At 58.7% G+C, this 23,435-nt stretch carries 22 protein-coding genes and 2 tRNA genes; 3 read left to right on the plus strand and 21 right to left on the minus strand.

The features are described 5' to 3' along the window. Window positions 1–20: 20 nt before the first annotated feature. The 10 genes from nusA to rlmE form a co-directional block, all read right to left on the minus strand. Complete coding sequence (gene nusA, locus PverR02_RS26905; protein WP_008057419.1) at window positions 21–1,502, minus strand: transcription termination factor NusA; 1,482 nt, start codon at window positions 1,500–1,502, stop codon at window positions 21–23. Window positions 1,503–1,549: 47 nt separating this feature from the next. Then, window positions 1,550–2,008, minus strand: coding sequence for a ribosome maturation factor RimP (gene rimP / locus PverR02_RS26910; protein ID WP_026140087.1), 459 nt, complete (start codon window positions 2,006–2,008; stop codon window positions 1,550–1,552). 141 nt (window positions 2,009–2,149) lie between these two features. Beyond that, window positions 2,150–2,226: transfer RNA gene (locus PverR02_RS26915), tRNA-Met, on the minus strand. A 96-nt stretch (window positions 2,227–2,322) separates the two neighbouring features. Further along, window positions 2,323–2,408 (minus strand) — tRNA-Leu (locus PverR02_RS26920). A gap of 22 nt (window positions 2,409–2,430) precedes the next feature. Next, window positions 2,431–2,814 (minus strand): preprotein translocase subunit SecG, encoded by a 384-nt coding sequence (secG, locus tag PverR02_RS26925; protein ID WP_010206600.1) that lies wholly within the window; start codon window positions 2,812–2,814, stop codon window positions 2,431–2,433. 4 nt (window positions 2,815–2,818) lie between these two features. After that, a complete protein-coding gene (gene tpiA, locus PverR02_RS26930; protein ID WP_046382042.1) occupies window positions 2,819–3,574 on the minus strand; it encodes a triose-phosphate isomerase in 756 nt (251 codons plus the stop codon). Window positions 3,575–3,640: 66 nt separating this feature from the next. Beyond that, window positions 3,641–4,978, minus strand: a complete 1,338-nt coding sequence (gene glmM / locus PverR02_RS26935; protein WP_017847420.1) for a phosphoglucosamine mutase — start codon at window positions 4,976–4,978, stop codon at window positions 3,641–3,643. A 16-nt stretch (window positions 4,979–4,994) separates the two neighbouring features. Beyond that, a complete protein-coding gene (gene folP / locus PverR02_RS26940; RefSeq protein ID WP_026140085.1) occupies window positions 4,995–5,846 on the minus strand; it encodes a dihydropteroate synthase in 852 nt (283 codons plus the stop codon). Between the two features lie 8 nt (window positions 5,847–5,854). Then, window positions 5,855–7,765 carry an ATP-dependent zinc metalloprotease FtsH gene (ftsH, locus tag PverR02_RS26945; protein ID WP_017847418.1) on the minus strand — a complete coding sequence of 637 codons (1,911 nt, stop codon included), beginning with the start codon at window positions 7,763–7,765 and terminating at the stop codon, window positions 5,855–5,857. Window positions 7,766–7,965: 200 nt separating this feature from the next. Further along, entirely contained in the window at window positions 7,966–8,616 is a 651-nt protein-coding gene (rlmE, locus tag PverR02_RS26950) for a 23S rRNA (uridine(2552)-2'-O)-methyltransferase RlmE (protein WP_017847417.1), read from the minus strand. 105 nt (window positions 8,617–8,721) lie between these two features. On the opposite strand from rlmE, the gene PverR02_RS26955 reads away from it, so the two are divergent. After that, window positions 8,722–9,030, plus strand: coding sequence for a YhbY family RNA-binding protein (locus tag PverR02_RS26955; protein WP_017139256.1), 309 nt, complete (start codon window positions 8,722–8,724; stop codon window positions 9,028–9,030). A gap of 9 nt (window positions 9,031–9,039) precedes the next feature. Here the strand turns inward: PverR02_RS26955 and PverR02_RS26960 are convergent, their stop codons facing one another. From PverR02_RS26960 to grpE, 8 genes are all read right to left on the minus strand, one after another. Next, window positions 9,040–9,444 carry a hypothetical protein gene (locus PverR02_RS26960; protein ID WP_017847416.1) on the minus strand — a complete coding sequence of 135 codons (405 nt, stop codon included), beginning with the start codon at window positions 9,442–9,444 and terminating at the stop codon, window positions 9,040–9,042. 28 nt (window positions 9,445–9,472) lie between these two features. Next, entirely contained in the window at window positions 9,473–9,949 is a 477-nt protein-coding gene (gene greA / locus PverR02_RS26965; protein WP_017847415.1) for a transcription elongation factor GreA, read from the minus strand. After that, on the minus strand, window positions 9,946–13,167 hold the full coding sequence (gene carB / locus PverR02_RS26970; protein ID WP_017847414.1) for a carbamoyl-phosphate synthase large subunit: 3,222 nt from the start codon (window positions 13,165–13,167) through the stop codon (window positions 9,946–9,948). The genes greA and carB overlap by 4 nt, the downstream gene beginning before the upstream one ends. 105 nt (window positions 13,168–13,272) lie before the next feature. Beyond that, window positions 13,273–14,409, minus strand: a complete 1,137-nt coding sequence (carA, locus tag PverR02_RS26975; protein WP_046382040.1) for a glutamine-hydrolyzing carbamoyl-phosphate synthase small subunit — start codon at window positions 14,407–14,409, stop codon at window positions 13,273–13,275. 259 nt (window positions 14,410–14,668) lie between these two features. Further along, on the minus strand, window positions 14,669–15,475 hold the full coding sequence (gene dapB / locus PverR02_RS26980; protein ID WP_026140082.1) for a 4-hydroxy-tetrahydrodipicolinate reductase: 807 nt from the start codon (window positions 15,473–15,475) through the stop codon (window positions 14,669–14,671). Between the two features lie 10 nt (window positions 15,476–15,485). Beyond that, the gene (dnaJ, locus tag PverR02_RS26985) at window positions 15,486–16,610 is read right to left on the minus strand and encodes a molecular chaperone DnaJ (RefSeq protein WP_057005459.1); all 1,125 of its coding nucleotides are present in this window, start codon (window positions 16,608–16,610) and stop codon (window positions 15,486–15,488) included. 316 nt (window positions 16,611–16,926) lie between these two features. Further along, complete coding sequence (gene dnaK, locus PverR02_RS26990; protein ID WP_017847410.1) at window positions 16,927–18,843, minus strand: molecular chaperone DnaK; 1,917 nt, start codon at window positions 18,841–18,843, stop codon at window positions 16,927–16,929. A 102-nt stretch (window positions 18,844–18,945) separates the two neighbouring features. Next, a complete protein-coding gene (grpE, locus tag PverR02_RS26995) occupies window positions 18,946–19,506 on the minus strand; it encodes a nucleotide exchange factor GrpE (RefSeq protein ID WP_017847409.1) in 561 nt (186 codons plus the stop codon). Window positions 19,507–19,760: 254 nt separating this feature from the next. On the opposite strand from grpE, the gene recN reads away from it, so the two are divergent. Continuing rightward, window positions 19,761–21,434, plus strand: a complete 1,674-nt coding sequence (gene recN, locus PverR02_RS27000) for a DNA repair protein RecN (RefSeq protein WP_046382039.1) — start codon at window positions 19,761–19,763, stop codon at window positions 21,432–21,434. A gap of 90 nt (window positions 21,435–21,524) precedes the next feature. Here the strand turns inward: recN and fur are convergent, their stop codons facing one another. Then, the gene (gene fur, locus PverR02_RS27005; RefSeq protein ID WP_046385174.1) at window positions 21,525–21,929 is read right to left on the minus strand and encodes a ferric iron uptake transcriptional regulator; all 405 of its coding nucleotides are present in this window, start codon (window positions 21,927–21,929) and stop codon (window positions 21,525–21,527) included. A 98-nt stretch (window positions 21,930–22,027) separates the two neighbouring features. Here fur and PverR02_RS27010 point away from each other — a divergent pair, with 98 nt between their 5' ends. After that, entirely contained in the window at window positions 22,028–22,555 is a 528-nt protein-coding gene (locus tag PverR02_RS27010) for an outer membrane protein assembly factor BamE (protein WP_046382038.1), read from the plus strand. A 63-nt stretch (window positions 22,556–22,618) separates the two neighbouring features. Here the strand turns inward: PverR02_RS27010 and PverR02_RS27015 are convergent, their stop codons facing one another. Together PverR02_RS27015 and PverR02_RS27020 are read right to left on the minus strand one after the other, a co-directional pair. After that, the gene (locus tag PverR02_RS27015) at window positions 22,619–22,921 is read right to left on the minus strand and encodes an RnfH family protein (RefSeq protein WP_079444709.1); all 303 of its coding nucleotides are present in this window, start codon (window positions 22,919–22,921) and stop codon (window positions 22,619–22,621) included. After that, window positions 22,914–23,348: a type II toxin-antitoxin system RatA family toxin gene (locus tag PverR02_RS27020; RefSeq protein ID WP_046382036.1), complete on the minus strand. Its 435-nt coding sequence runs from the start codon at window positions 23,346–23,348 to the stop codon at window positions 22,914–22,916. The genes PverR02_RS27015 and PverR02_RS27020 overlap by 8 nt, the downstream gene beginning before the upstream one ends. Window positions 23,349–23,435: the final 87 nt, after the last annotated feature.

The following is a 23,435-nucleotide window of genomic DNA, read 5'->3' on the forward strand; positions in this document are numbered from 1 at the left end:
TCTCCTCAGGCCGCGCCTAATTACTCGAACCAATGGGCTCGGGCGGCCATGATCAACTTGCCGGCACGATCATCGTCAATGCCGTCGATGTCGAGCAGATCGTCAATAGACTGCTCGGCCAGGTCTTCGCGGGTAATTACGCCGCGCACCGCCAGTTCCATCGCCAAATCCTTGTCCATACCCTCAAGCGAGAGCAGGTCTTCGGCCGGATGGGCGTCTGCCAGCTTTTCCTCAGTAGCGATGGCTTTAGTCAACAAACGATCCTTGGCCCGAGCGCGAAGCTCGTTGACGGTGTCTTCGTCAAAGCCATCGATGTTGAGCATTTCTTCCAACGGTACGTAGGCAATCTCTTCCAGGCTGGTGAAGCCTTCATCTACCAGCACCTGCGCCAGGTCTTCGTCGACTTCCAGCTCGTCGATGAAGTTGCGCAGGATGTCACCGGTTTCAGCTTGCTGCTTAGCCTGGATGTCCGATTCGGTCATCACGTTCAGGGTCCAGCCGGTCAGTTGGCTGGCCAGACGCACGTTCTGACCACCACGACCAATGGCCTGAGCCAGATTGTCTGCGCCAACGGCGATGTCCATGGCATGGGCATCTTCGTCAACGATAATTGCCGCCACTTCAGCCGGCGACATGGCGTTGATCACGAACTGCGCCGGGTTATCGTCCCACAGGACGATATCCACACGCTCACCGCCCAACTCGCCCGACACTGCCTGGACGCGCGAACCGCGCATACCAATGCAAGCGCCCTGCGGGTCGATGCGTTTGTCCTTGGAACGGACCGCGATCTTGGCGCGCGAACCCGGGTCGCGGGACGCAGCCATGACTTCGATCAGGCCTTCGGCGATTTCCGGCACTTCGATGCGGAACAGTTCAATCAGCATTTCCGGCGCGGTACGCGACAGGATCAACTGAGGACCGCGGTTCTCGGTGCGGATTTCCTTGAGCAGCGCACGCAGACGCACGCCGACACGGAAGGTTTCGCGAGAAATGATGTCTTCGCGGGCCAGCAACGCTTCGGCGTTGTTGCCCAGGTCGACGATCACGTTGTCGCGGGTAACTTTTTTCACGGTGCCGGAGATGATTTCACCCAGGCGCTCGCGATAGGCGTCAACGACTTGAGCGCGCTCGGCCTCGCGAACCTTCTGCACAATGACCTGCTTGGCAGTTTGTGCAGCAATACGGCCGAACTCGATCGATTCGATCTTTTCTTCGACAACATCACCGACCTTGGCGCCAGGGTGCGTTTCAGCGACCTTGCTCGGCCAGGTTTCGATGGCCGGATCATCAAGATCGGCTTCTTCAACGACCGTCCAGCGACGGAAAGTTTCATAGGCACCGGTGTGGCGGTTGATTTCCACACGCAGATCAACTTCGTCTTCAAAACGCTTTTTGGTCGCAGTGGCCAGGGCCAGCTCCAGCGCTTCAAAAATCACGTTTGCCGGTACGCCCTTTTCATTGGATACCGACTCAACAACCAGCAGTACTTCTTTGCTCATCGTACGCCTCGCCTTTCGCAAGCCATTGGATCCGCGGGATCCGCGTCTCAGTCAAAACTGGGAATAATGTTGGCCTTGTCGATCATATCGATCGGCAACAGGAACTCATGGTCTTCTACTTGCACCACGACATCCTGCTCTTCTACACCGCGCAGAAGGCCCTGAAAATTGCGTCGCCCTTCAAAGGGAGATCGCAGCTTGATTTTCACTTGTCCACCGGCAAATTTTGCAAACTGCTCGAGAGTGAACAGTGGGCGTTCCATGCCAGGCGAGGAAACTTCGAGGGTGTACTCAACGGCGATTGGATCTTCAACATCCAGGACACCGCTGATCTGACGGCTGACAATGGCACAATCGTCCACCAGCACGCCGCCCTCTTTATCAATATAAACGCGCAACATTGAGTGGCGACCTTGAGCCGAAAACTCAATACCCCAGCATTCATAGCCCAGGGCCACGACCACCGGGGCCAGCAAGGCCTGCAACTCTTCTAGCTTGCTCGACACCTGAACCCCCTCGTGCATGTATGTGCATGCTGTGCAAAATAAAAAAATGGGCGAAACGCCCATCCTTGAAACGCCGTCGAATAGCGGCGTTGAAAGTGTCCAGCTAACAAAAAGCCCCTTAATAAGGGGCTCCGCTAAAACTGGTTGCGGGGGCCGGATTTGAACCGACGACCTTCGGGTTATGAGCCCGACGAGCTACCAGACTGCTCCACCCCGCGACAAAGCTGGGGCGGAAGTATACGACCGATCCCTTACAGGGTCAATGTAACCTTCCACCTACAAGAAAGCCCGCAACAGCGGGCTCTCCTGATAATTGGTACCGAGAAGGGGACTCGAACCCCTACACCCTATGGGCACAACCACCTCAAGGTTGCGTGTCTACCAATTCCACCACCTCGGCAATACAGCGTTTACAACCCTTCTTACTTCTGCTCTTGAGCTGGAGGCACGTCAGTCGCTGGAGTAGCCGACTTTTGCTCTTGAAGCACCGGGACATCATCAGAAGCCGGTTTTGCTTTTGGTACTTCCAACACTGCTGGGTTTGGCAAACCTACTTGAGTCAGCACATGAGCTTTCTCTTTAGCAAAGTAACCTAACCCTAAGCTGGTTATGAAGAAACCTGCGGCAAGTATAGCAGTAAACTTACTAAGAAAGGTAGAGGAACCTTGGCTTCCGAACACAGTATTTGAAGCACCTGCACCGAAAGACGCACCAGCATCCGCACCTTTACCCTGTTGCAACAAAACCAGGGCAACTACGCCCAGGGCAGCCAACAGATGAAAAACGACTACGACTGTTTCCAGCATTTTTTCAGTTTCCCGCGGCGCGACAAATCGCACCGAACTCATCTGCATTCAGGGAAGCTCCACCAATGAGCCCCCCATCGATATCCGGCATGCCGAACAGTTCGACCGCATTGGCCGCCTTCACGCTGCCGCCGTATAGAAGCCGCACACCTTGTGCGACCTCAGAATTCTCTGCCGCCAACTGCGCGCGGATAGCTGCATGCACATCCTGCGCCTGTTGCGGTGTTGCAGTCAGCCCGGTGCCAATAGCCCAGACCGGCTCGTAAGCGATGACTGCCTTCGCAAACGCACCAACACCCAGCTCCTCGATGATGCTGCCCAGCTGACGCGAGACAACTTCAAGAGTCTTGCCCGATTCGCGCTGTTCAAGGGTCTCCCCTATGCACAACACCGGAATCAAGCCACAAGCCTGTGCCGCTGCGAACTTGCGATTGAGTGTCCCATCCCGTTCGCCCATCAACTGACGGCGCTCGGAGTGCCCGACAAGCACGTAGGAACAACCCGCATCAACCAACTGACTTGGCGAAATCTCACCTGTCAGCGCACCTTGCATGGGTTCCATTGCGCAATTCTGCGCGCCGACCTGAATCGACTTACCTTTCAAGCCATCAACCACTTGGTTGATATGCAAGCAAGATGGAAAAACCGCGACATCAACACCGCTCGGCAAGGCCAAGTGACGAAGGCCATTGATCAGCTCAGCGACACTGGCGCGGGTACCGTGCATCTTCCAGTTACCAGCTACCATAGTGCGACGCATGCTGTACCTCGTCGGTCAAAGTGGGCGCAGATGTTACCCAACCACACCATCACTGGCAAGCCGAATTCAGGAGCAAACTTCAGTTACTAGTTTTGCCAGGTCTTCGGCATGCCCGCGAACCAGGGTTTCGTCCTCACCTTCGACCATGACGCGCACCAGCGGCTCTGTGCCGGACTTGCGCAACAACACGCGCCCACGCCCCGCCATTGCCAGGGTCACGCGCTCGCAGGCCGCTTTGACAGCCGGGTGTTCGATCGGGTTGTCGCCACCGGCAAAGCGCACGTTGAGCAGCACTTGCGGGCACTTGCGCAGGGCTTGACGCGCCTGGGCCAGGCTTTCCTGGCGACGGCGCAACGCCAACAGCACCTGCAGCGCGGCGATGATCGCGTCGCCCGTTGTGGTGTGCTGGAAGCACACGACATGCCCGGAGTTCTCGCCACCGATCTGCCAATTGCGCTCCAGCAGTTCGGCAATCACATAACGATCCCCGACATTGGCACGCACAAAAGGAATGCCCAGCTCGCCCAGTGCCAACTCCAGCCCGAGATTGCTCATCAGCGTACCGACAACACCGCCCTGCAAGCGGTTACGCTCATGCAGGTCGCGGGCAATGATGAACATCAAGTCATCGCCATCAACCACGGCGCCGGTGTGATCCACCATCAGCACGCGGTCACCGTCGCCATCAAAGGCAATACCCAGGTCGGCATGCTCGGCCAGGACGGCAGCCTGCAATTGCTCCATATGCGTGGAGCCGCAGTTTTCGTTGATGTTCAACCCGTTAGGCTGGGCCGACAGCACCGTCACTTCCGCACCCAGCTCCTTGAATACGCTCGGCGCCACTTTATAGGTCGCACCATGGGCACAGTCGACGACGATCTTCAGCCCGGCGAAATTGGTGCTGCTTGGCACACTGCTCTTACAGAATTCGATATAACGGCCAGAGGCGTCGTTGATCCGCGACACCTTGCCCAGCTTGCTGGACTCGACCACCGTCATCGGCGCATCCAGCAGCTCTTCGATCATCAGCTCGATCTCATCCGGCAGCTTGGTGCCCTGCCCCGAGAAGAACTTGATGCCGTTGTCATCATGAGGATTGTGCGAAGCACTGATCACAATGCCGGCTTCGGCATGGAAGGTACGCGTCAGGTAAGCGATCGCCGGGGTCGGCATCGGGCCCAGCAGCATTACATCGGCACCGGCGGCGGACAAACCGGCCTCCAGCGCAGACTCAAACATATAGCCTGAGATACGCGTGTCCTTGCCCACCAGGATGCGGCACGCGCCCATGCTGCGGAACGCCATGCCTGCCGCCCAACCCAGCTTGAGCATGAAATCGGGGGTAATCGGAAACTCGCCGACCCGACCACGGATACCGTCGGTGCCAAAGTATTTCTTTGTCATAAGTGCTCCATCATTCTTATTCGGCCGATTCTACTGCGGCAATCATGCGGACGACATCCACGGTCTCAGCGACATCATGCACACGCAAGATACGCGCACCCTTGGTCACAGCAAGTGCCGCCAGCGCCAACCCACCATAAAGCCGCTCGCCCACCGGGCGATTCAGCGCCAGACCTATCATGCTCTTGCGCGAAACGCCGACCAACAAAGGTCGACCCAGGGCATGCAAGGCTTCCATATGCTTGAACAGACTTAGATTGTGCTGCAGGGTCTTGGCGAAACCAAACCCCGGATCGAGGATGATCTTGTCGGCAGCGATCCCTACGGCGGCGCATTGAGCAATGCGATCAGCCAGGAACCCGCTCACTTCGCCAACCAGATCATCGTAGTGTGGATTGTCCTGCATGGTGCCGGGCTCGCCCAGCATATGCATCAGGCACACCGGCAGGCCGGTCGCCGCGGCGGCGTCCAGCGCACCATCACGCTGCAACGAACGCACATCGTTGATCAGCCCCGCACCCAGGCGCGCCGTTTCGCGCATCACCGCCGGGGTCGATGTATCCACGGAAATGATCACATCCAGCTCGCGAGCGATGCGCTCGACGATCGGCGCCACCCGCTCCAGTTCCTCCACGGGAGAAACCACGCGAGCACCAGGCCGGGTCGACTCGCCGCCGACATCGATCAAGGTCGCACCCGCCGCCACCATCGCCTCGGCGTGACGCAACGCAGCATCGAGCTGATTGAAGCGACCACCATCGGAAAAGGAATCGGGGGTTACATTAAGAATGCCCATGACATGCGTGTGGGCCAAATCAAGAACCCGGCTGCCGCAAGGCAACCGGGTGGAGGACGACGCAAAAGTCATTTCAAACCTTAGTGGTCAGCTGCAGGACCGCCGATCGGGTTTTCGGGGCGTTCGTTCTGAACCACTGGCGGCGTGCCAGAGGTGCCCGAACCACCTTCCCAATCGCGAGGTTCACGCGGTGTACGGCCCGCCATGATGTCGTCGATCTGATCGGCATCAATGGTTTCGTACTTCATCAGCGCATCCGCCATGGCATCCAGCTTATCGCGGTTGTCGGTGAGGATCTGCTTGGCCGTGCCGTAACACTGGTCAATGATGCTGCGCACTTCGGAGTCGATCAGCTTGGCTGTCTCACCGGAGAAGCTGGCACTTTGACCGCCACCGCCACGCCCCAGGAACACTTCACCTTCTTCCTCGGCGTACATCAAAGGACCGAGTTTTTCCGACAGACCCCATTTGGTCACCATGTTCCGCGCAATCTGGCTGGCACGCATGATGTCGTTGGAAGCGCCGGTGGTGACACCGTCGAAGCCCAGGGTCATCTCTTCAGCAATCCGGCCGCCGTACAGCGAGCAGATCTGACTGATCAACGCACGCTTGGAGAGGCTGTAGCGATCCTCTTCCGGCAGGAACATGGTCACACCCAGCGCCCGACCACGAGGAATGATCGACACTTTGTAGACCGGGTCATGCTCAGGCACGACGCGCCCTACGATAGCGTGACCGGCTTCGTGATAAGCGGTGTTCTGCTTCTCTTTCTCGGACATGACCATGGATTTGCGCTCGGCGCCCATCATGATCTTGTCTTTGGCCAGTTCGAACTCTTTCATTTCCACGATGCGCTTGCCGGTACGGGCCGCAAACAGCGAAGCCTCGTTCACCAGGTTGGCCAGGTCGGCACCGGAGAAGCCAGGCGTACCGCGGGCAATCACGGCCGGAGCCACGTCGTCGCCCATGGGTACTTTACGCATGTGGACTTTCAGAATCTGCTCACGACCACGGATATCCGGCAAGCCCACCACAACCTGACGGTCGAAACGGCCTGGACGCAGCAATGCAGGGTCCAACACATCCGGACGGTTGGTTGCGGCAATGACGATGATGCCGTCATTCATTTCAAAGCCGTCCATCTCCACCAGCAACTGGTTGAGGGTCTGCTCACGTTCATCGTGACCACCGCCCATGCCAGCACCACGATGGCGACCAACGGCGTCGATTTCATCGATGAAGATGATGCATGGCGCGTGCTTCTTGGCCTGCTCGAACATGTCGCGAACACGGCTGGCACCGACGCCGACGAACATTTCGACGAAGTCCGAACCGGAAATGGTGAAGAACGGCACCTTGGCTTCACCGGCAATCGCCTTGGCCAGCAAGGTTTTACCGGTACCCGGCGGGCCGACCATCAGCACACCGCGTGGAATGCGGCCACCCAGGCGCTGGAACTTGCCCGGATCACGCAGGAACTCGACCAACTCACCCACTTCTTCCTTGGCTTCGTCGCAACCGGCGACGTCAGCCAGGGTGGTCTTCACCTGGTCTTCGGAGAGCAGGCGCGCCTTGCTCTTGCCGAAACTCATCGGCCCGCCCTTGCCTCCTGCACCGCCTTGCATCTGGCGCATGAAGAACATGAACACGGCGATGATCACCAGGATCGGGAAGCTTGCCACCAGGAGTTGAGTCCAGATGCTCTGCTGCTCAGGCAGCTTGCCTTCGACAATCACGTGGTTATCCACCAGGTCGCCGATCAGACCGTTGTCCTGGATTGCCGGACGAATGGTCTTGAAGCCGTCGCCATCGTTGCGCTTGCCGGTAATCACGTAGCCATCAACCGCTACGCGCTCGACCTTGCCATCCTTAACTTGCTGGATGAAGTCGGAATAGTTGAGGGTCTGCGGCTCGTTAGGGCTGGAGAAGTTGTTCATCACCGTCACCAGGACAGCCGCGATGATCAACCACAGGATCAGATTCTTTGCCATATCGTTCAATTAACTACCCTCTGAAGCAAGCTCCGCTACTGGCGCGCGCTTCGCATGATATTCACCGGCCTAACTTACTACATTACCTACAACTCTGGCAGGCGCCGTCTGTAACCCTTTGTGAAACTTTGACTACACAATATTCGTAAAGCTTCGTGACGAAAGCGATATAAAAAAACCTATCGACTCCCCTCAAACCTTCAAAGGCGCTCATCACTCGCTGCACCTTCGATACCGCGGAACCCCCGCGCCAGCAGATATTGCTCGCGAGACCGGTCCCGTGAGGAGTCCGGTTTGCGCATCTGCACCTTATCGAACAGCTTGCGGATGTTCTTGTGGTACTCGTCGAAACCTTCGCCCTGGAAGACCTTGACCAGGAAATCACCACCCGGACGCAATACCCGCCCCGCCAGATCCAGCGCCAACTCGCACAGGAACATGGCTCGCGGCATATCAACAGCCGGTAATCCACTCATATTGGGGGCCATGTCGGAAATCACAAGGTCCACCTGCGAATTTCCCACAGCCTGCAGGATCTCAGCTAACACCGCATCCTGGGTAAAGTCACCATGGACGAAGGTCACATCCGGGATGCTGTCCATCTCCAGGATGTCGGAAGCGATCAACCGGCCTTGCCCGCCAATCAGACGACTGGCCACCTGGGACCAGCCACCCGGGGCGGCGCCCAGGTCGATCACGCTCATGCCGGGACGGAACAGTTTGTCCTTGTCCTGAAGCTCCAGCAGCTTGTAGCTGGCCCGGGAACGGTAGCCGTCCTTTTGCGCCTTTTTGACGTAAGGGTCGTTGAAATGCTCTTGCAGCCACTTAAGGCTAGTTTTGGAACGGGCCACGGGCCACCTCGAAAATAAAACGGGTCGTGATTAACTGGGCGGTCCCGGACTCGCTCGGGTAAACTGGCCGCCGCTTTTTACAAGATCAGACGCAGGGGTCAGATTATGCCGCTCACTCAAGAGCAGAAGAAACAGTACAAATCCATTGGCCACCATCTGAAACCAGTTTTGATCGTGGCCGACAACGGTTTGACTGAAGGTGTGTTAGCCGAACTTGAACGCGCATTGGGCGATCACGAACTGATCAAGATCAAGGTCAACATCCTTGACCGCGAAGCGCGCCTGGCCGCCATTGCAGAACTGTGCAAGGTTGGCAAGGCAGACCTGGTTCAGGTCATCGGCAAGATGGCACTGCTGTATCGCAAGAACTTCAGCGTCAACAAGCAACTGTCGAACGTTCATCGCTTCAAATGACAACAAGGGTCACGGGCGTGCTTCGCGCGCCCCGCCACTCCACCCAGGCGCCGGTTGCATCACCAGCACCAGGCCGGAAAACCCTAGCACAAGATAGCTGAATAGCTGCCAGCGCAACGCTTCCGGCAGCCACACATGCACGATGCAATACATTGCACACGCATACAGAGCCATCAACAGCAGTTGGCCGCGAATATCCCGCCACAAACTCCCCAAGCCTTCGGCCTTGATCAGCACCAGCGCCTGAAGCGTCACGCACGCCGCCGCAAAACCCACCAGCAGCGCACTCAGTAATCCATCGATCTCATCGATCAACAACGGCGCCAGGCCAATCAGGCCCAACGCCGGTAACACGCCAATATGCAACAACCACAGGCCGCCCACCCACAGCATCTGGGCAAACTGCCAAAGCATGGCGCCCGCACGAAGCGGGCGCCGCCTTTCAGACATGGCGAACTTCAACAATCTCGTACTCGATCACGCCACCGGGCGTTTTCACAACCACCACATCACCCTCTTCCTTGGCAATCAAGGCACGGGCGAGTGGCGAACCGACGGAGATCTTGCCGAGTTTGAAGTCAGCTTCGTCTTCACCGACGATGTGGTACACCACGCTTTCGTCGGTTTCGACATTGGCGATTTCCACCGTGGTGCCGAAAATCACTTTGCCGGTGTGCGGGATGGTCGTGACGTCGATGATGACCGCATTCTGCATACGGCCCTCGATGTCACGGATCCGCGCCTCGACCATACCCTGCTGCTCGCGGGCAGCGTGGTATTCGGCGTTTTCCTTCAAGTCACCCAGCTCGCGGGCCGTACCGATGTCCTGGCTCAGCTTTGGACGTACGACCTTGGTCAGATGGGCGTGCTCCTCTTCCAGGGCCTTGGCGCCCCGAACGGTCATTGGGTATTTGATCATGCCTTCAATCCTGCGTGTAGATCCTGCAAGCGACGCACGGTCTTTTCCGGACCGAACTTGAGCGCTTCGCAGATAGCTTCGCCAGCAGCAATGGTCGTGGTGCAGTAGATCTTGTGCTGCAAGGCATTACGACGAATGGAGTAAGAATCCGCAATCGACTGACGACCCTCAGTGGTGTTGATGATCAGAGTGACTTCGTCATTCTTGATCATATCGACCACATGCGGACGGCCTTCCGTCACCTTGTTCACGCGACGCACTTTCAGACCCGCCGCTTCAATCAGCCTGGCGGTCCCGGCGGTGGCCACGATCTCGAAGCCCAAGTTGATCAGATCACGGGCCACGCCTGCAACCAGTGGCTTGTCATCGTCGCGCACGCTGATGAAAGCAGTACCGCCGGTCGGCAGCACTTCGCTGGCACCCATCTGGGCCTTGGCGAACGCTTCACCGAAGGTATCGCCCACGCCCATCACTTCACCGGTGGACTTCATCTCTGGGCCCAGGATCGGGTCCACGCCAGGGAATTTGGCGAATGGGAACACCGCCTCTTTCACGCTGTAGAAGTTCGGAATGATTTCTTTGGTAAAGCCGATTTCCTTCAGGGTCTTACCGGCCATCACGCGGGCAGCGATCATGGCCAGGGACACACCGATGCACTTGGACACGAACGGCACGGTACGCGAGGCGCGCGGGTTGACTTCAATGACGTAGATGTCTTCGCCTTGCAGCGCCAACTGTACGTTCATCAGGCCGACCACACCCAGTTCCAGGGCCATTTTCTTGACCTGTTCGCGCATCTCGTCCTGGATGTGCAGCGGCAGCGAGTAAGGCGGCAGCGAGCACGCGGAGTCACCGGAGTGAACGCCCGCCTGTTCGATGTGCTGCATGATTGCGCCGATGACCACGTCAGTACCGTCGCAAACCGCATCCACGTCCATCTCGATGGCGCAGTTGAGGAAGTGGTCCAGCAGCACCGGGCTGTCGTTGGACACTTTCACCGCATCACGCAGGTAACGCTTGAGTTCTTCTTCTTCGTAGACGATTTCCATCGCCCGGCCGCCCAGTACGTAGGACGGACGCACCACCAGCGGGTAGCCGATCTTGCTGGCCGCACGCAGGGCTTCGTCTTCGCTGCGCACGGTAGCGTTTGGCGGCTGACGCAGGTTCAGGCGCTCGACCATTTGCTGGAAGCGCTCACGGTCTTCGGCACGGTCGATGGCGTCTGGGCTGGTGCCGATGATCGGCACGCCAGCGGCTTCCAGGGCACGGGCCAGTTTCAGCGGGGTTTGGCCGCCGTACTGGACGATCACGCCTTTAGGCTTCTCGACGCGCACGATTTCCAGCACGTCTTCCAGGGTGACCGGCTCGAAGTACAGGCGGTCGGAAGTGTCGTAGTCGGTGGAAACGGTTTCCGGGTTGCAGTTGACCATGATGGTCTCGTACCCGTCTTCGCGCAGGGCGAGGGCGGCGTGTACGCAGCAGTAGTCGAACTCGATGCCCTGGCCGATACGGTTCGGACCGCCACCCAGGATCATGATCTTGTCGCGACCCGACGGCGCAGCTTCGCACTCTTCCTCGTAGGTGGAGTACAGGTAGGCGGTGTCGGTGGAAAACTCGGCGGCGCAGGTGTCAACGCGCTTGTAGACCGGGAAGATGTCCAACTTGTGGCGATGAGTGCGCAGGTTTTTCTCAGTCACACCCAGCAACTTGGCCAGGCGCTGGTCGGAGAAACCTTTGCGCTTGAGGCGGAACATGGTGTCGCGGTCGATGCTGGCCAGACCCAGGGTCTTGACCTTCTCTTCTTCCTTGATCAGATCTTCGATCTGCACCAGGAACCACGGATCGATCATGTTCATGCCGAAGATGTCTTCGACGGTCATGCCGGCGCGGAACGCGTCAGCAACGTACCAGATACGCTCGGCACCCGGCACGGTCAGCTCGCGCTTGAGCACGCTCATGCTTTCCGGATTGCTCAGGTCGAGCTTCTCGTCCAGGCCGCAAACGCCGACTTCGAGGCCGCGCAGGGCTTTCTGCAGGGATTCCTGGAAGGTCCGGCCAATGGCCATGACTTCGCCGACCGACTTCATCTGGGTGGTCAGGCGCGCGTCAGCCTTGGGGAACTTCTCGAAGGCGAAACGTGGCAGCTTGGTCACGACGTAGTCGATGGACGGCTCGAAGGACGCCGGGGTCTTGCCGCCGGTGATGTCGTTCGACAGTTCGTCCAGGGTGTAACCCACAGCCAGCTTGGCCGCGACCTTGGCGATCGGGAAACCGGTGGCTTTCGAGGCCAGGGCCGACGAACGGGACACACGCGGGTTCATCTCGATCACGACCATGCGGCCGGTGTTCGGGCAGATACCGAACTGCACGTTGGAACCGCCAGTCTCCACGCCGATCTCGCGCAGTACCGCCAGGGAGGCGTCACGCAGGATCTGGTATTCCTTGTCGGTCAGGGTCTGTGCCGGAGCAACGGTGATCGAGTCACCGGTGTGCACGCCCATCGGGTCGAAGTTCTCGATGGAGCAGACGATGATGCAGTTGTCCTTCTTATCGCGGACAACCTCCATCTCATATTCTTTCCAGCCGATCAGGGATTCGTCGATCAGCAGCTCTTTGGTCGGCGACAGGTCCAGGCCGCGGGCGCAGATTTCTTCGAACTCTTCACGGTTGTACGCAATACCGCCACCGGTGCCGCCCATGGTGAAGGACGGACGGATGATGCACGGGAAGCCCAGGGTCTCGAGGACCGCATTGGCTTCTTCCATGCTGTGGGCGATACCGGAACGCGGGCACGCCAGGCCGATGGACTTCATCGCCTTGTCGAAGCGCGAACGGTCTTCGGCCTTGTCGATGGTGTCGGCGTTGGCACCGATCATCTCAACGCCGAATTTTTCCAGGATGCCTTCGCGCTCCAGGTCGAGGGCGCAGTTCAGGGCGGTCTGGCCGCCCATGGTCGGCAGCAGTGCGTCCGGACGCTCTTTCTCGATGATCTTGGCAACGGTCTGCCACTTGATCGGCTCGATGTAGGTGGCGTCGGCCATGGCCGGGTCGGTCATGATGGTGGCCGGGTTGGAGTTCACCAGGATGACGCGGTAACCCTCCTCGCGCAGGGCTTTACAGGCCTGGGCGCCGGAGTAGTCGAATTCGCAGGCCTGGCCGATCACGATCGGGCCAGCGCCGAGAATCAGGATGCTTTTTATGTCTGTACGTTTTGGCATGGGTTTGTCACTCAAATCCGCAGGTCAGTCGGCAAGCCGTCTTGAACAATCTTTGAAGAGCCTGCGGGGGCCACCGACAGTCGGGGCCGCCCGCAGGCCGCTCAGTCAGCGTCGCTTGGCCATCTCATTGATGAAACGGTCGAACAGCGGCGCTACGTCGTTCGGGCCCGGGCTGGCTTCAGGGTGGCCCTGGAAGCTGAACGCGCTCTTGTCGGTGCGCTCGATGCCTTGCAGGGAACCGTCGAACAGCGACTTGTGGGTCGCACGGACGTTGGCCGGCAAGGTCGTTTCATCCACCGCAAAACCGTGGTTCTGGCTGGTGATCATCACTACGCCGGTGTCCAGGTCCTGTACAGGGTGGTTCGCGCCGTGGTGGCCGTGCCCCATTTTCAGGGTCTTGGCGCCGGAGGCCAGAGCGAGCAGCTGGTGGCCCAGGCAGATACCGAACACCGGGATCTCGGTCTCCAGCACGTCCTTGATCGCCTTGATGGCGTAGTCGCATGGCTCAGGGTCACCCGGGCCGTTGGACAGGAACACGCCGTCCGGCTGCAACGCCAGGACGTCGCTGGCAGGGGTTTGCGCCGGCACCACGGTCACGCGGCAACCGCGCTCGACCAGCATGCGCAGGATGTTGTACTTGATGCCGTAGTCGTAAGCCACTACGTGGTAGGGCAGATCAGCAGCGTCGATGGTCTCGTGGCTGTCGGTCTTCAAGTCCCAGACAGTGGAGCGCCAATCGTACTGTTCCTGGGTGCTGACGACTTTCGCCAGGTCCATGCCCTTCAGGCCAGGGAAGCCTTGCGCCGCAGCAATTGCCGCAGCCTCGGAGATATTCTCACCGACCATGATGCAGCCGTTCTGCGAGCCTTTTTCACGCAGGATGCGTGTCAGGCGGCGCGTATCGATACCGGCGATCGCCACAACGTTGTTGGCTTTCAGGTAATCGGACAGCGACATCGTGCTACGCCAGTTGCTCGCAACCAGTGGCAGGTCACGAATCACCAGGCCCGCGGACCAGACGCGATTGGACTCGACGTCTTGCGGTGTAGTACCGGTGTTGCCGATGTGCGGATAAGTCAGGGTAACGATCTGTTGGGCGTAGGAAGGATCGGTAAGGATTTCCTGATAGCCGGTCATGGCAGTGTTAAACACCACCTCTCCAACGGTTTGACCGTCGGCTCCAATGGCTTCGCCGCGAAAAATGCTGCCATCAGCAAGGGCGAGTATGGCTGGCTTAGTCAAGAAGACCTCCCGTAAATAAAGCCTGAAAGGGCGATCGCAGGTTGTAAAAAAGCGGAGTGACGTATGGACACGTCACCCCGCTTCTTCACTGAATTATTCTGCGCGCTTTTAGTGGACACACTAAAGCTGTAGCTTACAGAAAAAGGCTGTTTTGGTCCACCGCTAATGAGCCTTAAAGGCAGGAGAATGCGACAGGACGTCGCTTAGCGGGTAAAAACGGGGCCTTAGGATAATCCCGAGGCCCCATTTTAGCTACTGATTAGTGCAGATCCAGCACATCGCGCATGTCATACAGACCCGGCGCACGCCCATCCAGCCACAGCGCGGCACGCACCGCACCCTTGGCGAATGTCATGCGGCTGGAGGCTTTGTGCGTGATTTCCAGGCGCTCGCCTTCAGTGGCGAACAGCACGGTGTGATCACCGACGACATCGCCACCACGAACGGTGGCAAAACCAATGGTGTCACGCGCACGCGCGCCGGTATGACCTTCACGCCCGTACACCGCCACCTTCGACAAGTCGCGACCCAGGGCATCGGCGATAGCCTCACCCATGCGCAACGCGGTTCCCGACGGCGCATCGATCTTGTGGCGATGATGGGTCTCGATGATTTCGATATCCGCCTCATCGCCCAGCACGCGCGCCGCCAGATCCAGCAGCTTGAGCGACAGGTTCACGCCCACGCTGAAGTTGGCGGCAAACACGATGGGAATATCCTTGCCCGCCTCGACCAGCAACTGTTTCTGCTCAGCACTCAAGCCGGTGGTGCCGATCACCATGGCCTTGCCCGCCTTGCGGCAGAACGCCAGGTTTTTCAGCATCACGTCCGGCAGCGTAAAGTCGATCAGCACGTCGAACTCGTCCGCCACCTGCTCCAGGTTGCCGGACAACGACACGCCGATACGCCCCAGCGAAGCCAGCTCACCGGCATCGGCGCCGATCAGCGTACTGCCTGGGCGAACGATCGCCGCGGTCAGGCCGGAGGCCGGCGAGCGCTGCTGTACCGCTTCGATCAGGGTTTTACCCATGCGCCCGGCAGCGCCCATTACGGCTATACGTCGCATACTCAATTCCTTACAAGTCGCCGAAGAAGCGCTTCACGCCATCGAAGAAGCCCGTGGTTTTCGGCGAGTGGGAGTCGTCACCCTCCAGCGAACTGCGGAACTCTTCGAGCAACTCGCGTTGGCGACGACCCAGGTTGACCGGCGTTTCCACCGTGACACGGCACATCAGGTCGCCCGCACCGCCACCACGCACCGGCGCCACGCCTTTGCCACGGATACGGAACTGCTTGCCGGTCTGCGTCCCCTCAGGGATCTTGAGCTTGACCCGACCATCCAGGGTCGGAATCTCCAGCTCGCCGCCCAGGGCCGCATCGACGAAGCTGATCGGCACTTCGCAGAACAGGTGCTTGCCGTCGCGCTGGAAGATCGAGTGCTCGCGCACATTGATCACCACATACAGGTCACCCGTCGGGCCACCCTGAGTCCCCGCCTCGCCTTCGCCCGACAGGCGAATGCGGTCACCGGTATCCACGCCCGCCGGCACTTTGACCGACAGGGTTTTGTACTCTTCGACACGCCCTTCACCGTGGCAGGAATCGCACGGGTCAGAAATGATCTTGCCTTGGCCTTGGCACCGCGGGCAGGTTTGCTGCACCGAGAAGAAGCCCTGCTGCATGCGGACCTGACCGATACCACCGCAGGTCGGGCAAGTGATCGGCGAGGAGCCTTTCTTGGCCCCCGAACCGTCGCACGGCTTGCAGTTGACCAGCGTCGGCACGCGGATATTGACGCTGGTGCCGCGCACGGCTTCTTCCAGGTTCAGTTCCAGGGTGTAGCGCAGGTCGCTGCCGCGCTGGGCACCGCCACGCTGACCACCGCGGCCACCGCCGAAGAAGTCGCTGAACACATCGCCGAAAATATCGGAGAAGTTCTGGCCGCCGAAGCCAGCACCGCCGCCACCCATGCTCGGGTCGACGCCGGCGTGACCGTACTGGTCGTAGGCCGCACGCTTGTTGGGATCACACAGGCATTCGTAGGCCTCGTTGGCCTCTTTGAACATTTCTTCGGATTCTTTGTTATCCGGATTACGGTCCGGGTGGTGCTTCATCGCCAGGCGACGGTAAGCCTTCTTCAGGTCCGCCTCGCTGGAACCGCGCTCCACACCCAATACTTCGTAATAGTCACGCTTTGCCATAAGTCTTTGCACTCTTAAGGACGTTCAGCCAGACCCTCCTGAGCCTTGCCGAACTCGTTGAGCCCCAATACAGGCCCGGACCCAACTCACGTCAATTCAACGATCCTGGTCATAACAGCTTTCAGCCAGGGACCCGGCCAAAAACGCGGTGACTGTCGCCGGAAAGCAGGAGCATTCCCGATCACACCGCCAGCATCCGAGCCTTGTCGCATGCTGTAAAAATTCGCATACCCCAGACACGCCAACGCGGGAGCAAGCTCCCGCGCGGCGACATCCTACCAGTCACCGCTTGATAGCGGTCAACCGGCCAAGCAGATTACTTCTGCTCTTTGACTTCTTCGAACTCGGCATCGACAACATCATCGTGCTTGGCTTCAGGCTCTGCCTGATGCGCGGCACCGTCAGCTGGCTGACCTTGCTCGGCGTACATTTTCTGAGCAACCGGCGCGGAGACCTTCGACAGTTCCTCAACCTTGGCTTCGATGGCCGCCTTGTCGTCGCCTTTAACTGCGGCTTCCAGGGCAACCAAGGCCGCTTCGATTGCGGTCTTCTCTTCGGCAGTCACTTTGTCGCCAGCTTCAGCGATCATTTTGCGCGTCGAGTGAACCAGTGCGTCGCCCTGGTTACGGGCAGCAGCCAACTCTTCGAACTTCTTGTCAGCCTCGGCATTGGTTTCCGCATCACGAATCATCTGCTGAATTTCTTCATCAGACAGACCAGAGTTGGCCTTGATGGTGATCTTCTGCTCTTTGCCGGTAGCCTTGTCTTTGGCGCCTACGTGCAAGATGCCGTTGGCGTCGATGTCGAAGGTCACTTCGATTTGTGGCACGCCACGTGGTGCTGGTGGAATCTCGGCCAGGTCGAACTTGCCCAGGGACTTGTTCTGCGCCGCTTGCTTACGCTCACCTTGCAGCACGTGAATGGTCACGGCGCCCTGGTTGTCATCGGCCGTCGAGAACACTTGCGATTTCTTGGTAGGAATCGTGGTGTTTTTCTCGATCAGCGCAGTCATCACGCCACCCATGGTTTCGATACCCAGGGTCAGCGGGCTGACGTCCAGCAGCAATACGTCTTTCACGTCGCCGGCCAGTACCGCACCCTGGATGGCAGCACCCATGGCAACAGCTTCGTCCGGGTTCACGTCTTTACGTGCTTCTTTGCCGAAGAACTCGGTCACCAACTTCTGAACCAGTGGCATACGGGTCTGACCGCCGACCAGGATCACGTCGTTGATCGCACTCACTTCGATGCCGGAGTCTTTCAGCGCGATGCGGCAAGGTTCGATGGTGCGCTGAACCAGGTCTTCAACCAGCGCTTCCAGCTTGGCGCGCGAGATCTTCACGTTCAAGTGCTTAGGACCGGTAGCGTCTGCAGTGATGTACGGCAGGTTAACGTCGGTCGACTGAGCCGAAGACAGCTCGATCTTGGCTTTCTCGGCAGCTTCTTTCAGACGCTGCATGGCCAGCGGGTCACCCTTGAGGTTCATGCCGCTTTCTTTCTTGAACTCGTCAACGAGGTAGTCGATCAGACGGATGTCGAAGTCTTCACCACCCAGGAAGGTGTCGCCGTTGGTGGCCAACACTTCGAACTGGTGCTCGCCGTCAACTTCCGCGATTTCGATCACGGACACGTCGAAGGTACCGCCACCCAGGTCATAAACGATGACAGTGTGGTCGCCCTTGGCTTTGTCCATGCCGTAGGCCAGAGCGGCTGCGGTTGGTTCGTTGATGATACGTTTTACGTCCAGGCCCGCGATGCGGCCGGCGTCTTTGGTCGCCTGGCGCTGGCTGTCGTTGAAGTAGGCCGGAACGGTGATCACCGCTTCAGTCACCGCTTCACCGAGGTAGTCTTCGGCGGTTTTCTTCATCTTTTTCAAGATTTCAGCCGAGATCTGTGGCGGCGACATTTTCTGGCCGTTCACTTCAACCCAGGCGTCACCGTTGTCAGCCTTGGCGATTTTGTAAGGGACCATCTTGATGTCTTTCTGTACGACTTCTTCCTCGAACTTACGCCCGATCAGACGCTTCACCGCGTACAGGGTGTTGTGCGGGTTGGTCACCGCCTGACGCTTGGCCGACTGACCGACGAGGATTTCGCCGTCGTTGGCGTAAGCAATGATCGACGGCGTAGTACGCGCGCCTTCGGCGTTTTCGATGACTTTTGCAACGCCGTTTTCCAGCACGGAGACGCAGGAGTTGGTGGTCCCCAGGTCGATACCGATAATTTTGCCCATGATTTACTCTCCCGAAACTTGAATTTGGATGCCGCAGCAGTGGTGGCTAACTGCGGTAGCACTTAAACGCTTGACTTATAAATGGGGGCCTTGCGGCGTATTTCAAGCCTGCTCATCAATCGAAGGTGAAACCGGTGCAGGCGCCTTGCTGACCACGACCATTGCCGGACGCAGCAGGCGACCGTTGAGCTGGTATCCCTTCTGGAATACTTTCAACACGCTGTTTGGCTCAAGGTCATGACTTTCCTGCATCGCCATGGCCTGGTGATGCTCGGCGTTGAACGGCTCGCCGCCTTGCGGATCGACAGCCTCCAACTGATAACGCTTCAGGGTGTCCTGGAACATTTTCAGGGTCAGCTCGATACCTTCACGCATCGGGCGGATGTTTTCGTCATCCGGGTTGGACAACTCAAGGCCGCGCTCCAGGCTGTCGATGATCGGCAACAGATCACCGGCGAATTTTTCCAGCGCGAACTTGTGGGCCTTTTCTACATCCTGCTCGGCACGGCGGCGGACGTTCTGCAGATCGGCGGCAACACGCAAAGATTGATCCTGCGCAGCGGCCAATTGCTCTTCGAGCACTTGCACACGAGTCGCCAGCTCATCACCGGCAGCCGAATTGGCGTCTGGAGTTTGCGTATCCTGCGTCTGTTCGTCAGCCATAGATTTCTCCTTTCAAAATCATGCGCGAACTCAACTCGCGCTTCTGTTCCGGTATATGGGGCCACAATTTCCAGGTTCAAGGGTGCGGGCGTCACCAAAAGTCTTTCATCTGATCCAGATCAATTCCGACCCATTCATTCCTCTTCGCACTAAAAAAAACATCGAAGCAAGCAAATCGAGCTAAGCGCCAGGATTGTCAGCCCGGAACAAAACACTGTATAAATAACCAGACCTAAAGCCTGGGAGCGGCCGTCATGCTCGTGCACCTGTCCGTACATAACTACGCCATCGTTGAACATCTGGATCTCGAACTGGATCGCGGGATGAGCGTAATCACAGGCGAAACCGGCGCCGGCAAGTCGATCATGCTCGACGCCCTCGGCCTGACCCTGGGCGACCGCGCCGACAGTGGCGTGGTACGCCCCGGCGCAGACAAGGCCGACATCCTGGCGACCTTCGACCTGGCGGACATCCCCGAAGCCGAAGCCTGGCTTGCCGAGCGCGACCTTAATAATGAAGGGCCGTGCATCCTGCGCCGGGTCATCACCGCCGAAGGCCGCTCCCGTGGCTACATCAACGGCACGCCCTGCCCGCTGGGTGACTTGAAGGCCCTGGGCGAGCTGCTGATCGATATCCACAGCCAGCACGAACACCAATCCCTGCTCAAAACCGATACCCATCGCCGCCTGCTCGATGAATACGCCGGCGCCACCGACCTCGCCCGCCAGGTCCAGCTCGCCGCCCAACGTTGGCGCCAGACCCGCCTGGAACTGGAGCGCCTCTCCAATTCCGGCGACGAGCAACGCGCACGCCACCAATTGCTCAGCTATCAACTCGAAGAGCTCGAAAGCCTTGGCCTCGGCGAAAGCGAGCTGGAACAGCTTGAGCAGGAACACAAGAACCTCACCAACGCCGAAACCCTGCTGGGTATTTGCCGCCAGGTGGTGGAGCAATGCAGCGAGAGCGACTCGGGCAATGTGCTCAATGCACTGACCGTCAGCCTCAATCGGCTGTCCAGCGTGAACAATGCGTCCGGCTCGCTGAATGAAGCCACGACCTTGCTGACCAGTGCGCAAATCCAGGTAGAAGAAGCCGTAGGCGAACTGAACCGCTTCCTCGATCACTTCGACGCCGACCCGGCACGCCTGCAGGAAATAGAAGAACGCCTGGACACCATCTACACCCTGGCGCGCAAACATCGGATCCAGCCGACTGAAGTGGCAACGATGCAGCAGAAGCTGCTGGATGAAATCGAAACCCTGAACGCGAATGACGAGTCCATTGAGCGCCTGGGCGACGAACTGGCTTCTTTCGCCCGCCATTACCAAGAGAAGGCCCGCGAACTGAGCGATCTGCGCCATCAAGCCGCCACGAGCCTGGCCAGCGCGGTCGAGCAGGAAATCCAGCGCCTCGGCATGCCCGGCGGCCGCTTCACCATCGAACTGCACAGCAATACCAGCGCCGAACTGCAGCCCCACGGCCTGGAACAGGTAGAACTGCTGGTCAGCGCCAACCCAGGGCAGCCGCTCAAAGCGCTGGCAAAAGTCGCCTCCGGGGGCGAACTATCGCGGATCAGCCTGGCGATTCAGGTGATCACCGCCCAAACCTCACGGGTTCCGACGCTGGTCTTTGACGAGGTAGACGTTGGCATTGGTGGCCCGACCGCAGAAATTGTCGGCCAACTGCTGCGTCGCCTGGGGGATCGCGGCCAGGTGCTGACGGTTACCCACTTACCGCAAGTAGCCGCCCAAGGGCATCAGCATTTGTTTGTACACAAAGTACGCGGCAGCGATGCGACGCATACGGCGGTGTCCAAGCTGAACAAGTCGGAACGCGTGGAGGAAGTCGCGCGCATGCTCGGCGGCATCGACCTGACCAAGGAGTCCCTGGCCCACGCGAAAAAAATGGTGGTGGCGGCGAAGGCCTGACCGAACCGGCAATTTTCTCTCTTGTAGAAAGCACGAAGGCGACCCAGGGGTCGCCTTCAATCGTTCCGCAGAGCGAATCTGCGTCGATTTTTACTTTTTCTTACGTACGTAAAGAACCAAATTGTGGTCCGACAACTCGTAGCCATGCTCCTCGGCAATTGCCTTCTGCAACCGCTCGATTTCCGGGTTGGTGAATTCGATAACCTCACCAGTGTCCACGTCGACCATGTGGTCGTGATGACCACCATCAGCCAATTCGAACACTGCGTGACCGCCGTCGAAATTATGACGAACCACCAGCCCCGCGGCTTCAAACTGGGTCAGCACGCGGTAAACCGTGGCCAGGCCAACGTCCTCATTGGACTCCATCAGCGCCTTGTAAACATCCTCGGCACTCATGTGGCGCTGCTCAGCAGAATCGAGCATTTGTAGAATCTTGACGCGTGGCAGAGTCACTTTAAGACCGGCTTTGCGTAGTTCGCTATTTTCAACCATGGTTAGCTTTCTCGCGGATGCTGCTTCGCAGCTTCTCTTAATACGGGTATGATCGGCGTTTACGTTGTCCCAGCCAAGATAGTGGAAGTCGCCCACCGATGCAAAACACCAAGCTCTTGCTAACCAGTTTCACCTTTGTGGGACTGCTCGCACTCGCCGGTTGTTCATTCCCCGGGGTTTACAAAATCGACATCCAGCAGGGCAATGTCGTCACGCAGGACATGATAGACCAGTTACGCCCGGGAATGACCCGACGGCAAGTACGGTTTATTATGGGCAACCCCCTGCTGACTGACACTTTCCACGCCGATCGCTGGGATTATCTCTACAGCATCCAGCCTGGGGGCGGTGAACGCCAACAGGAGCGCGTCAGCGTCATCTTCAATGGCAATGATCAACTGGTCAGTCTGTCCGGCGATTTCATGCCCGGCGTAAGCCGCGATGAAGCCTTGCTGGGCAAGGATAACGGCACCAACGTGACTGCGCCTGCGCAGGAAGCCGAGAAGCCGAAATCCGAAGTACCGGCCAAGCCTGGCTCATTGCTCGACAAGATCCAGAAAGACGTCGACCGCGTACAAACAGTTCCAGTCCCGACGCCACAGCCTCTGGACACCAGCCCGCAGTAAGTTTGCGGCGCTCGATAAAAAGCCCGGCATGCCGGGCTTTTTGTTGCCTGCAGATTCGCCGGCCTATGAACGCTGTTGCTTGGCCAACGCCGCCTTGGCCGCACGCAGCCGCCGCACTTCTTTGGGGTCGGCCAGCAGCGGGCGGTAGATCTCGATACGATCACCTGACTGCACGGTGCAGGTATCGGGGTCGACCACTGCCTTACCGAATACCCCCAACGGGCAATCAGCAAGGTTCACCTCAGGAAAGTGCGTAGCAATCCCCGACGCCTGCACCACAGCCCGCAGGCTCGTCCCCGCTGGCACCGCGACCGCCACCAACACCTGGCGATCCACGCCGGCATACACCACTTCAATCTCAACCATGCAGTTGCTTGGCTCGCTGACAGAATGCGTCGACCAGGGTATTGGCCGCCTGATTGAACAAAGGCCCCAACGTCGCCCGCACAATGGGCCCCGCATAATCGAAGGACAGATCCAGGCTGATCTTGCAGGCTTTCTCGGTCAACGCCTTGAACACCCAGACACCATGCAATTGGGTAAACGGCCCTTCCTGCAGATTCATTTCAATGGACTTGCCCGGCACCAGGACATTGCGTGTCACAAAGTGCTGGCTGAGCCCCCCCTTGGCCACCCCGACACTGGCAACCATGTGCTCATCACTGCCTTCCAGCACCTCGGCGGTCGAGCACCAAGGCAGGAATTCCGGGTAACGCGCCACGTCGTTGACCAGGTCATAAAGCACCTGGGCCGGATAGGGCAGCAGGGCCGAACGTTGAATATGCGTCGTCATGTGAGCGTTATTTCCACAGCTGAGCGGCAAACATCGCGAAAGAACAACCCGATCCGCGAGAGAAAAAAACCAAAGAACTGCCGGTAT

The organism is Pseudomonas veronii, assembly GCF_002028325.1.
Classification (GTDB): Bacteria; Pseudomonadota; Gammaproteobacteria; order Pseudomonadales; family Pseudomonadaceae; genus Aquipseudomonas; species Aquipseudomonas veronii.

Excerpts from the sequence above, each read along its gene's own strand:
- nusA (WP_008057419.1), bottom strand. The coding sequence starts at position 1,502 with ATGAGCAAAGAAGTACTGCTGGTTGTTGAGTCGGTATCCAATGAAAAG.
- secG (WP_010206600.1), bottom strand. The coding sequence starts at position 2,814 with ATGCTGGAAACAGTCGTAGTCGTTTTTCATCTGTTGGCTGCCCTGGGC.
- tpiA (WP_046382042.1), bottom strand. The coding sequence starts at position 3,574 with ATGCGTCGCACTATGGTAGCTGGTAACTGGAAGATGCACGGTACCCGC.
- glmM (WP_017847420.1), bottom strand. The coding sequence starts at position 4,978 with ATGACAAAGAAATACTTTGGCACCGACGGTATCCGTGGTCGGGTCGGC.
- folP (WP_026140085.1), bottom strand. The coding sequence starts at position 5,846 with ATGACTTTTGCGTCGTCCTCCACCCGGTTGCCTTGCGGCAGCCGGGTT.
- ftsH (WP_017847418.1), bottom strand. The coding sequence starts at position 7,765 with ATGGCAAAGAATCTGATCCTGTGGTTGATCATCGCGGCTGTCCTGGTG.
- PverR02_RS26955 (WP_017139256.1), top strand. The coding sequence starts at position 8,722 with ATGCCGCTCACTCAAGAGCAGAAGAAACAGTACAAATCCATTGGCCAC.
- PverR02_RS26960 (WP_017847416.1), bottom strand. The coding sequence starts at position 9,444 with ATGCTTTGGCAGTTTGCCCAGATGCTGTGGGTGGGCGGCCTGTGGTTG.
- greA (WP_017847415.1), bottom strand. The coding sequence starts at position 9,949 with ATGATCAAATACCCAATGACCGTTCGGGGCGCCAAGGCCCTGGAAGAG.
- carB (WP_017847414.1), bottom strand. The coding sequence starts at position 13,167 with ATGCCAAAACGTACAGACATAAAAAGCATCCTGATTCTCGGCGCTGGC.
- dapB (WP_026140082.1), bottom strand. The coding sequence starts at position 15,475 with ATGCGACGTATAGCCGTAATGGGCGCTGCCGGGCGCATGGGTAAAACC.
- dnaJ (WP_057005459.1), bottom strand. The coding sequence starts at position 16,610 with ATGGCAAAGCGTGACTATTACGAAGTATTGGGTGTGGAGCGCGGTTCC.
- dnaK (WP_017847410.1), bottom strand. The coding sequence starts at position 18,843 with ATGGGCAAAATTATCGGTATCGACCTGGGGACCACCAACTCCTGCGTC.
- grpE (WP_017847409.1), bottom strand. The coding sequence starts at position 19,506 with ATGGCTGACGAACAGACGCAGGATACGCAAACTCCAGACGCCAATTCG.
- recN (WP_046382039.1), top strand. The coding sequence starts at position 19,761 with ATGCTCGTGCACCTGTCCGTACATAACTACGCCATCGTTGAACATCTG.
- fur (WP_046385174.1), bottom strand. The coding sequence starts at position 21,929 with ATGGTTGAAAATAGCGAACTACGCAAAGCCGGTCTTAAAGTGACTCTG.
- PverR02_RS27010 (WP_046382038.1), top strand. The coding sequence starts at position 22,028 with ATGCAAAACACCAAGCTCTTGCTAACCAGTTTCACCTTTGTGGGACTG.
- PverR02_RS27015 (WP_079444709.1), bottom strand. The coding sequence starts at position 22,921 with ATGGTTGAGATTGAAGTGGTGTATGCCGGCGTGGATCGCCAGGTGTTG.
- PverR02_RS27020 (WP_046382036.1), bottom strand. The coding sequence starts at position 23,348 with ATGACGACGCATATTCAACGTTCGGCCCTGCTGCCCTATCCGGCCCAG.